The organism is Amphritea atlantica, assembly GCF_024347255.1.
GTDB lineage: Bacteria > Pseudomonadota > Gammaproteobacteria > Pseudomonadales > Balneatricaceae > Amphritea > Amphritea atlantica.
The window spans coordinates 4,207,039-4,219,802 of the sequence record NZ_AP025284.1 but is presented as its reverse complement, the minus strand read 5'-3'; the positions used below and the strand labels follow the sequence as shown (position 1 = coordinate 4,219,802).

Below are 12,764 nucleotides of genomic sequence, written 5' to 3'. Positions count from 1 at the left end.
CTGTTACCGCACTGGCAGATTCAAACCCTGTGGTATCGGACACAACCTTTATTGATCGCTTAGATGGTTTTGTGAAGCGGGGTCTGCAGTTGATGGGTGAGAACCTCATCAGCACCTATGACTTCTCTATGGATGTACTGGATGCCCTGCTGATCGATCCAATGCTGGATGAGATATCCGATGCTACCGGCCTGGTGACCAATGTGGTGACGGCGCTTGAGAATCTGAGAAGCTATCTGGATCTGTCGGGGGTTCGTGACCAGCTTAAAAATGGCAGCTTACCGGATGGCCGGGTTTATGACATCGCCTCTGACTCCGCACTAAGGGTGTATAAGCAGACTCAGCTGGACACATCGATTCGTTCGACCAGCTACGAGTACTCTCAGAATATCTGGGATAACGATACCTGGGATGCGGCGTATGACTGGAATGCCTCACTGGGTGATTATGTTGGCCGTTTAGACCCTAATGCGGATGATGTGCAGGCGCTTACCCGTAACGATAATGGTTATGGGGATGGACCGCAGGCCGATAGTACCGCGGGTAAAACCAACTATAACGTGGTGCGTGAAATTGATACCCGTGAAATTCTGGCGATCAATTACACCGTTGGTGATACGTCTGGTGTTCAGGGGGTTAACTGGGTCAGCGGTACGGTGGGTAATAGCGATGCGACCCGGGGCAAAGAGATTCTGCTCAATACCCTGTATGCAGAGATAGTCGATAATCTGGATCACTCCTATTACAGCTATTCCTACTACGGTGTGGGCGCCCAGCACCAGGAAATTCTGGAAGCGGTCGCCCTGCGTCGCTTTAATCAGGACAGTGCTGCCAACGATGTTGCCGCCAGTCATGTGCTGGATGACGGTGTTTATCTCACCGCGGCTAACTGGAAAGCTTACGCCAATGCCGTTGGCCAGAGCGCTATCGGTGATCTTGAATTCAATGATGCCAACGTCACCCGCTTAATCGAAACGCTGGATGGCGGTCAGGCTCTGCGTACCGATGTCGAAGCGCCACTGCTTGATGGTTTAATCATTACCCGTGATATCAATGGCCAGGCCGTGGATCACGAGATTAATATCAATGGTGTGCAGGATGACTATGGTTTCTATTTAGCTGAGTCGGTAGAAGTCCTCATGACGATCAGTGAAACGCTGGTGGTTACAGATGAGTTTGTGACCGGTAAAGGTGCAGTTGAGAACGTGGTATCGTTTGATACGCTGCAAGGCCTGGGGGAATACGCCGTGCGTATGGTGGGCGTCGAAGATATCGTCCTCAACCTGAATGCCGATGATGCCAATGACAACAGTCAGATTGTCGTGGATAGAGTCTCAATTGAAAGTCTGCACCATGCAACCGACGTTACGGTTAATACCGGTGCCGGTGGTGACAAACTGTTTGTTTCCGCTGCAGGCGCTGCGAATATCGAACTGAATACGGGGGCGGGCAATGATTCGGTTACCCTGTCCGACACCGGGGCCTATGCTGAAGTGAATGCGGGGGCCGATGACGATACGATTCGGGTTAACTACAACGCCAGTGATCTGCAAACCAACCGCGATGGCATCGGTGGTGAACTGGTGCTGCGGGGTGAAACGGGTTCTGACTGGTATTACATTGGCCTGGCCAGTGAAGGTGAATCCGTCATCACGATCGATGATGATGCCGCTGACACCGGTTTTGACCGGGTTGCGATTCAGGGAACCGATCAGGCGGATAGCTTCCTGTTCCGGCCGGATAGTATCTTTGCCCTGCAGGTGGATGCCGCGGGTAATACGGTGGTCGGTGCACCTGTCCAGCGTGTTAATTACAACATCGATAATAACGACGAAATCAACGTCTATGGCCGTGATGGTAATGACAGCTTCACTTTCGATGACACCACCGCGAAGATGTCGGTGTATGGTGATGCCGGTGACGATACCTTCCAGGTAGGACAGGTATTCAATTCGGCCCGGGATAATGTTGAATCGGGTCTGAAGCCGGAAGACTATTTCGCGACGACACTGGTGTCACAGGGCTATATCAGTAACGGTATCAGCTACGATGCGTCTCTCAATGGTGGTATCGGAGAGGACAATTTTATTGTCTATCGCAACGTTGCCTCTGTTGATCTGAATGGTGATGAAGATAACGATACCTTCTTAGTCCGCAGTTTCGTGTTGGTAGATCCTGACGATGAAAACGCACCGGTCGCCAATATTAATGGTGGTCAGGGTGCCGACTTCATCAACTACGCGATGAACGCTCCGGTCAATATTCGCGGTGGCGATGGTCTGGATACTGTGACTATTCTGGGTACCGAGTTCGGTGATGATTATGTGATTACTGAAGAGGGGGTTTACGGTGCCGGTCGCTTTATCGGCTTTGAAGGGGTTGAGCGATTAATTATTAATGGCATGGAAGGCAACGATAACTTCTATGTTTACAGCACCAGTGAAAACCTCGATCTGAACCTGATCGGTGGCTTAGGCAGCGACACCTTTAATACGGCGGGTGGCAACGATGGCAAGCCGGTCACCGTGGTTGCGGATGACCTGCAGGGCCACAGTGGCTTGCTGGAACACACCCTGACGACCGGTGATGCACGCTTCCAGGCACTGACTAAAACCATCTCCGCCGATGTCATGGACGATGATGAAGCAGGTGTCATTATTCGCCCTGTCGGTTCATCTATCCGTACATTTGAACATGCCGCGGGTGTTGTACTGGCGGACCGGAACAAAACCAACAATACCTATGAAGTGGTTCTGACCCGAGCGCCGCAGGATGTTGTGCGGGTAACCGCCAGTGCCGTTCTGGCAACTGAACTGGAATTGAAGCAGGGCGGTAAAGGCGTTGCGCTGAATGGCAGCGAAGACTCCACCACGCTGCTGTTCGATCGTACCAATTGGTTTATTCCGCAGCTGGTCACCGTCACCGCTCCGGATGATGATCTGGCTGAAGGTGTGCGTAATGTGGTGATCCGCCATGCGGTTCAGGAGGGCGATACTGATCAGGATGGTGATGGATATGATCGCCTTCAGGTAAGCCAGATCTCTGCAGAAGTGGTGGATGATGATCTGACGTCCCATAAAGTGATTGATGATAATCCTGATGTGGCAGTGACCCTGATGGCTAATAACCGCTACCAGGTGGCGTTGTCGCAGGCACCCACAGCGGACGTTAAGATTGAAATTGATGCCCCTGATTCGATGGTGACGGATAAAACCGTTTTAACCTTCACGGCCGCGGACTGGGGACCACAAATCGTCTCCTACAGTGCCGCGAATGGTGGCGATCCGGATGGTCTGATCTCCCACTTAGTGATCACCGATGATGCCTTCTATAGCGGGCAGGTCATGGGCAGCATTGATGTGCGTTCAGTGTCTCCGACGGTTCTGATTGCTAAGAGCAGCAGTGAACCACTGGTGGCTGAAGCGGTTGCATCTTTGCGTAGTGACAGTTATGAGCTGATGTTAAGTCATAAGCCGTCAGCTAATGTGACGATCACCATCGCCAGCGATGGACAGTTATCAACCGGCGGTGTCACGACACTTACGTTTACGCCGGACGACTGGTATAAAGCACAAACCGTTACCTTTACGGCTATCGATGATGCAGAGGTTGAAGGCATTCATTACGGTCGTTTAAGTCATACAGTGACCAGTGATGACCCTTATTACGATGGTCTTACCATGGGTGTGGTTGATGTCACTATCGCCGATGATGAATCACCAACGTTACTGATCCTGCAAAACAATGGTCGTGCACAGGTTACTGAAACCGGTGCTGAAGCGGTGCTGGGCGAAGGCATGGTTCTCGTGAGCAGTTCCGGCAGTTCGGCTCAGGCGAGTTTTGGGCTGGCTGAGGTGGAAGAGTTGCAAGGCAACGACACCGTTAAGTCGGCTCAGGATGTGAGTGCCGCACGCTGGACCACCGCCACTGATCCGACGATTTCCAACTCTAAAGCGGCACCGCACATCACCGTTAATGGTCGTGGCGATGGCTCGAAAGATTACTTCAAATTCACCGTTACCCAGCCGATGATTGATGCTGCGGGGGCTGCCGGAATTAGTTTCTGGGCGGATGTGGATTCGGATTATGCTGCTGGTGACAGCGTCTATTGGCAGAGCAAAACCAACCTGCTGAAACTGGATCAGGGGAAAACCTCGGTTCTGCCCGCTACCTATTACAACAACAGCTACATTAATTACAAAATCACCGAAGCAGGCACTTACTATGTCGAGGTTGAAGGCAATACCAATCGCCTTAATCCGGTATGGGAAGGTGTACCCGAAGGGACCGATTATAAGTTGCATCTCAGCTTGCCGCAGCAGGTTACCACGGAGTTTGACTTCACCCAGTCACCGCTGCTTGAAGATGAAGATGCAACCGGCTTCGCTAATGGCACCGGTGGTCAGATCATCAGTGACACTGATGGCGTAGCCGGTACGGGGAGTGACAATAAGGGTTGGTATACAGAGTCCAACATTCTGATCGGCAACTCCGAAGTGGGAGGGGCAATTAACGACTCCATGTCGCATATCACCATTGAAGGGGGCGGCTCAGATAAAACGGATAGCTACCTCTTTGAAGTCACCGATGAGATGCTGTTCAGCGCTGCCGGTTCTGTTAATAGTGATTCTAAAGCCGGCAGTACAGGCGGTTGGTACACCTCCGCGGGTATTAATTTCCCAGCTACCGTTACTGTGGGTGATCGGTGGCATGTCACTGTCTCCGGTGAGACCTATGACGTAGAGGCTACTAGCACCAGTGGTGCTGACCTTGCTACGGCGCTACTGAATAAGCTGAAAGATGCCAATACCGGGCTGGATAGCTTCTTTAGTGCGGCTAAGGGAAGTTCCGCCGACGATGTTGTGATCACCAATGCTGACAACGGCTTTAAGTTGTCGATCACCCATGAAACGACCTATTCTGCGGTGCAAACATCCACCGCATTGCAGCAGACCAGTCTGGTTCTGAAGGCGCCTTCATTCGGCATTGCCAATGGGCAGGACTGGATTGTTACCATTGATGGTCAGGATTACACCTTTGCTAAGTCTTCCGGTGCTAATAACCTCAACACGGTGGGTACAGGCATGGTTGGCGCTGTGAAAGCAGTGTTGGGGCAGGACTATCGGATCACGTATGACAATGCCACTAAAACCCTGATTATTACTGACGATGCCAGTAAAGCGATCAGTGTCAGGGTAGTTGATGATCGTGCCGTCGATACAGGCACCACTCAGCTGGTTGAAGCGACCTTTACGGTATCCGGGCCAGTCAGTACCGCTAAGACCTGGTGGGTAGAGGTCGATGGTCAGCGAGGCAGCTATACCAGCAGTTATACCAAAGCTGCTGACGCGCCCAGCCTGGCAGATATCGCTGCGGCTATCCAGACCGATCTGAATACTAAGCTGCAGGCGTTGGCTGCTTCAACCTATCAGCTAACGGCAACCACCAATGGTTTCAGTGTCAAACAGCTGAAAAATCAGGATATGACCACCGCTGACAGTGGCACTGGTGGTACAGGGGCCGTGGCCCGATCCGCAGAAGTTATTCAGCAAACACTGGTTCTGGATAGCTCGCTTACGGCTGAAAACTGGCGTGTTCTGGCTGGCTCAACAGCCGTGGCCAGTAACCTCAGTGCGCCTTCCAGCGATGCTGAACTTGATGTTGTGGGCGCAGATCTGGCCACTCAGCTGACATCAGGTGCGTATACCGCTGATTATGTGACAGCAGATAATACCCTGAGGATTACCCGTGATAGTGGTACGACCAGTCCGGGCCTGACCCTGAATGCCGTGGTGACTGAAAACACTGAAGCCTCCCGCAGCAGCGCTAATGTGACAGTTTATTCCCAGGCGCTGACCATTGATGCCGGATACAGCTACAGCAGCAGCGATGTCTGGACTATAACGGTTAAGGACGCTAATGATAATGACGTGGCCTACACCGGCAGTTCATTGTCGACGATTTATGGTACCGCCGGAGCAACCGGTGGATTAGCGGGCGTTGCCACAGCACTGACCAATGGATTGGCGGGCATTACGGTGACTGTCGATGCGGGAGCCTTAGTGTTCGTTGCGGATGATGAAAGTAGTGTCTCTGCCAGCCTGACGATTACAAACAATGAAGCGGTTAATCTGCCACAGGCCGATACCCGGGATCGTTGGGACCTGTACGTACTGGATATTGATTCTGATGCATCACCCGCCGTGGGGGATGCGTGGTCGATTACGGTGAATGGCATCACTTACACTCATATCGTGAGTCAGAGTGATATCGATGCCGCTGATCCGATCAATGATGTCGTTGCTGACGGCTTGATGAGCCAGCTTTATGCGGCGGGTCTGAGTGACAGTGCTACCGCAACCGGTCATCAGGTGTTGGTTAATAACAACATCGATGATGCGCTTATTTCCAATGGGCGTAAGACTCAGGTTCAGGGCCTGTTCGATATCGATTATGGTCATGCCTATAGTGATGTCACTACGAGCATCACCAGCAGTAAATCGTTGTCATCTTCAGGCAATATCCTGACGGGGGCCACCACGACCCTGCGTGTGGTGGAAACACAAGTGACTTCCACACAGTCCTATGTGCCGTACATGAAGGTGTTCGACATGACATCCGGCGCCGTTAACGGCACCGAGATGACCTATGATAAAGACTTTAGCTGGTTGGCGGATAACGGCAGCAGCAGTAGGCAGGATCCGATGCTGGAATTCCTGTTTGCCAATAAAGGCAGCTATCGTGTCGAAGTGGGCTATTCGGTTACCTACACCACCGATACTAACGTGCGCACGGAAGTGACGACCTTAAAGCAATCTCTGTTTAGTAGCTCTACCAGCACGACGGTCACCTACGACAGTAAGACCGCTTCAACAACCTATCTGGAGGGAATGACAGAGAACTACAAGCTGAATATCTCACTCGATGGCCATGCGACGGACAGCAACTATGTGAAAATGGATGGCATGTTACTGAAGGTAACCAGCGGAACCAATGCCGGGAAGGTCGCGATTATTGAGAGTTATGACCCGCTCACCGATAGCTATCGGTTTAAGGATGCTGCTGGTGTACTGGCTGATCCGAACTACGCCGAATATGCCCAGCGTCACGGGGCAAATCTGGTGTCCAGTCTGAGCCTGAGTGCAGGTGACCGGTTCGAAGTCAGCTACCTGATGACCGATGTCGATGGATATGTCGATCAAACCTGGCAGGATGACTCCTATCAGGTGGTGCTGTCCGGGGCGCCAATGGTACTTGATCCTGCCACCGGTTTGCTGGTGCCAGATCTGCTGACCGTTGATTTCGCCGGAATTGAAACCCGTACCTATCATAGTAACTACGCATTCGAGGACGGTAAAACCGCCGAGCATAATCTGGTTCAGGTCAACCCAGGCAAATCCAGTATCACCTTTGCTGCGGGTACACCAGGTGCTGGCCAGGTGGCCTGGGATGATATTCAGACGGTTACCCTGTCCGCCGTTGATGACAACATTATTGATGGGGGGGATGCGCAGGTATTCGAACCGTTAGGCGAACGCCTCAACCGTATTCGCGGGCCGATCTCTATCGACGGTGGTTTGGTTGAGAGTGCCGGTCAGAGCCTTAAGGATCCACTCTTATTACCGGAGGAACATAACTGGTATAAAACCGAAGGCACGCTCACCTCGATTACAGAGGTCGGCGGAAAAATTGTGGTGACTGACACCGCCTCAGAATACTGGGACAAAGACAGCTTCACTCACAAACCGGGCTTTAATCTCGACCTTGAGAACGGTCTGTTTGAACTGGTTGTGGTTGATAACGCCACCGGCGAAACTGTCACCATGGAGATTGAGTCTCAAAATGGCCAGAGCTTTACCTTAGTCGGTGACTGGCCAAATGGCACGGTGCCAGCGGCACGCGACTATTACATTAATCCGGTTAACATGAACACCCGGGTGACCGAAGAGACCCAGGTGGATGTGTTCAATCTGTATAACGGCGCCAGCCCGGCTGCGGAAAGTGGCACCTTAACCTCTGACACCATCACCGGTTTTGGTATGGGTGATGACATCAGACTGGGTGATGAATTAATCCCCGGTGGCATCCGTTATGCCAATATTGAAGCGCTGTCGATTGAACTGGGTGAAGGCGTTGATGATCTGACGATTGAGTCGACTCATACCGGCAGTACCACGATTGATACCCAAGGGGGAGATGACCGGATAGCCGTTGAGACGGTGGCAGGCGCTCTGACCCTGAAAACCGGTGATGATGACGACAGTGTTACTGTGGGTAGCCAGCAACAGTTAGCCGATGAAATTGCGGCGTTGCTGGTGGTTGATGGTGGTACCGGTAATAACCAGTTGATTGTGAATGATTCTGGTGATGCCGATAGCAATGAAATGCAGCTGACGTATGACAGTATTACCGGTCTGGATATGCCGTCCCTGTCAGAGGTGCAATCGCTCTATATACGCGCCGTATCGGGCCATTACACACTGGATATCGATGGTGTGGCGATCGAGATCGCTGATCTTGAGGAATCGACTCTGCTGACTGCACTGAAGACTCACTTCAATGCGGGGCCTGGTTTGCTGGTAGAGCGGCAGGAGATCGTGAATGGCTATACCTTTACCATCACCTTTGGTGGTGAATTGGCTGGTGAGTCTGTCCCTCAGTTGCAAATTACCGATATAACCGGGTTGAACGCAGCAGCGGACGCCACCGTAGAGATTAAAACCAGTACCCTTAGAGAGGGCGCTCTGAGCGCACAAACCGGCCGGATTCAAACGCTGACTCCGGCATCAACGGGTGCCTATCAGTTAGAAATTCTGGGCCAGTTAACCGCTTCAATTGCGGTCACGGCCACTCAGGCGGAGATCATTGAAGCGCTACGGCCGATTCTGAACCCGAACAACAAGCCTGCATCCTATGTAAACAGTGACTTGTCGGATCAGCAGGATTACCTGCCTTACACTGACAATGTGTCGGTAACCCGGGTGGGTGATGAGTGGCTGATTCAGTTCCAGGGGGCATATGCCGATGTTGAAATTACCCGGGTGATTGGTGATGCGACCGTTGAAACCCGCATGGAGGGTATTAACTACTACAACATTGGTCAGCTTGAAATTAATTTAGGCAGCGGCAGCGATACCGTGAATGTGCTCTCGACTCATCAGGACACGGAAACCAGTATCAACACCTTTGCCGGTGAAGATTCAATCTACGTCACCAGTGATGCAAACGCTGATCTGAGCAATCAGGACACGGCTCACGGCACTCTGGATGGTATCAACGGCCTGCTGAATATAGATGCAGGCAGTGGCTCTAACGCGTTGTATATCAGTGACTTTGATGACACCGATGCCGATAACGCCACCTTAAGTGATGGCCGCATTGTCGGTATGGCGGCCGGGGATATTACCTACACCGCCAGCCATGGTGATTACAATAATGATCTGGTTATCTGGGCAGGTCAGGGTGCGGATCAGATCACCATTGATGGTGTCTATCTTGACGGGGTTAGCGTGACCTCCTTCTATGCCAACGCTGGCAACGACAGCATTACGATCACCGCCACTGATGATCTGCTGAGTCCGGCTCACGGAGTACTGGCTCCATTGGGTGATAGTGAGGCCCGTCGTCTGGATATCTTTGGTAATACCGGTGACGATGAAATTTATGCCGGTGCTGCCACGCTGGCGATCCGTGTTCATGGTGATGAAGATAATGACCTGATCTTTGGTAGCCAGGGGGATGACATACTCTATGGCAATGACGGTGATGACCGTCTCTATGCCAACGGCGGTGATGACTTCGTTTACGGTAATGTGGGTCGCGATACCCTGGAGGGTAACGACGGTAGCGATACCCTGAGAGGTGGGTTCGGGGACGATATTATCAGCGGTAATGCCGGTGATGACTTTATCTTCGGCGAAACCGGCAACGACATCCTCTTCGGTGATGACGGTTCAGTACAGGACGCAGCAGGCAATGCACTGCTGGCCCGTGAACTGGACAGCCTTGCACTGATCACCAGCGATGACATCACTGCTGCTGGCAAAGATAGCATCGAGGGTGGTGAAGGCAATGACCGTATTATTGCCGGTCTGGGTGGTGACTCTGTCACTGATGCCACCGGCGACAACGTGGTGCTGGGCGATCTGGGGTCAATCAGTTATACCGGCGTCAGTGCCACCAGTGCGGGTATGGTGACCCGGGTTAATGCCGGTAACACTCACGGCGGCGATGACACTATCGCGGTCGGTACTACCTCCGGTAACAATATTGTTATCGGTGGTCAGGGCAGTGATGCGATCACCACTGGCAGTGGCTCGGATGTCGTGCTGGGTGATAACGGTGAACTGGTATACAGCAACGCTATCCTTACGCGTGCAAGGGCGACTGAGACCAGTATCGGTGGAGCTGACCTGATTAATGTGGGTGAAGGTGATAACACCGTTATCGCCGGACAGGGTGCTGATACGGTCAGAAGCGGAAGCGGTAATGACCGGGTGATTGGTGATAACGGTGAGATCGTTATTGGCAGCAACGGTGTGGTGCAGACGATTCAGACTACCGATATCGTAAATGGTGGTAATGACATTATTATCCTTGCCGATGGTCATAATACTGTTCTCGCAGGTCAGGGTGATGACACCATCACGACCGGAGCCGGTGATGATGATATCTTTGGTGACAATGGTCTGATTGAATACACTAACGGGCTTGCCGTACGACTGGTGTCTACGGATGTCGACGCAACCAGCACCGGTGTGGATATCATTGATGCCGGTGAGGGCAATAACCGGGTGATCGCAGGCTTTAACGCCGATACGGTTACCTCTGGTGCTGGCACGGATGTCGTGCTGGGTGATAGTGGTGAACTGGTATACAGCAACGCTATCCTTACCCGTGCAAGGGCGACTGAGACCAGTATCGGCGGAGCCGACCTGATTAATGTGGGTGAAGGTGATAACACCGTTATTGCCGGACAGGGTGCAGACACCGTCAGCAGCGGAAGCGGTAATGACCGGGTGATTGGTGATAACGGTGAGATCGTTATTGGCAGCAACGGTGTGGTGCAGACGATTCAGACTACCGATATTGTAAATGGTGGTAATGACATTATTATCCTTGCCGATGGTCATAATACTGTTCTCGCAGGTCAGGGTGATGACACCATCACTACCGGAGCCGGTGATGATGATATCTTTGGTGACAATGGTCTGATTGAATACACTAACGGGCTTGCCGTACGACTGGTGTCTACGGATGTCGACGCAATCAGTACCGGCGTGGATATCATTGACGCCGGAGAAGGCAATAACCGGGTGATCGCAGGCTTTAACGCCGATACGGTTACCTCTGGTAGTGGCGTTGATGTGATACTGGGGGATGCGGGCGAGCTGATCTATCTCGATGATGTTCTCCAGCGGGCCACCACGGCTCAAACACCTTTAGGTGGTGCTGACACGATCAGAAGCGGCGATGGCGATAACCTTATTCTGGCAGGCGCCGGGCCGGACAGCGTTGAGACCGGAAACGGTGCTGACGTTGTTCTGGGGGATACCGGCGAAGTCATATACGAAACCGGTCAGCTGAAGAGTGTTATCACCAGTAATGAGGGTAACGGTGCTGACAACATCAGTACCGGTGCTGGCGATGACGTTGTCTTTGCTGGTTTGGGCAGCGATCTGATTAATAGCGGCGCCGATAACGATATCGTCATTGCTGATACCGGTATCCTGAATTATAACTTTACCTCTGAACCTGCAATCCTGATCAGAAATGATGTTGATCCGACGCTGGGTGGCGATGATATTGTTTATCTGGGTGCAGGTAATGATATTGGTCTGGGTGGTGCGGGTTCCGACACGATCAGCGGTCAGGATGGCGAGGATGCGATCTTTGGTGACTTTGTTGAAATTACCATATCGGCCACCGGGCTGAGGGACTTCCAGTCTACCTTACCGACCTTTGGCGCGAGTGATCTGCTCTCTGGTGGGGACGGCTTTGATATTATGGTGGGGGGTAGTGGTTTTGACTATTACGACGGCAGTTTCACCACCGATGTCATTCTGGGTAACTATGCCCGGATTCAGGACTCCGCTGACTTTACCTCGTTGTTGATTGTATCCGACCCAACTGACCGGGAGGTTATATCTGCCAGCCTGTTTAATATCTATGGGGCAGGGTCTGGTCCGTTTGCTGAGCGACCAGATGATATCTTTGTGGATCGGGAGAGTTCTGACGAATCGCCACTAAGGACAGATACCGCCTTGCGCTTAATGCCACTGCTGAATGGTGAAGAACTTTCCCGCATGACAGACAGTGAGCTGAAAGAGTTTTTACGGAATCTGCCATTACTTGGGGTAGAACACAGAAGACATTCCGGTCATATGGCCAAGCCTGGGCCTGAGCCAGAAGAATCGAAGCAACCGGCTGTACCTGTTGCAGCAGAAGATGCCATAATCCCAGCCACTGCGGTTAATCAGGCGGCAGAGACGTATGGATCATGGACGCCTGGGGATAACTATTCTGAGAACCGCTCTCAGGAGGATATTGCTGAAGAGGGAGGTGACTATTCGATAACCTCGAATGCATCCCTGTCGGATTCACTGGCGGTCGGACTTCTGTTAGCAGCCAATGTGGCGGGTCAGCGAGGATGGAAGCTGGGACGCTTAAGTGATGAAGAGGGTGTTATCCAGGGAGACTTGCAGGACTTGCGTAAAAAACAGTCCAGCCGGAAGTATTCGATCTGGCAGAAACAGGACTTTTAA

The 12,764-nt window shown here is 52.2% G+C and carries 1 protein-coding gene (running past one end of the window); it reads left to right on the top strand.

Features of this window, described 5'->3' with window-relative positions:
• Positions 1-12,764, top strand: partial view of a DUF4347 domain-containing protein gene (locus tag OCU43_RS19580; RefSeq protein ID WP_261832951.1) — the end only. 25,987 nt of this gene lie to the left of the window's left edge; only the last 12,764 of its 38,751 coding nucleotides appear in the window; its start codon lies beyond the left edge, outside the window; it ends in the stop codon at positions 12,762-12,764.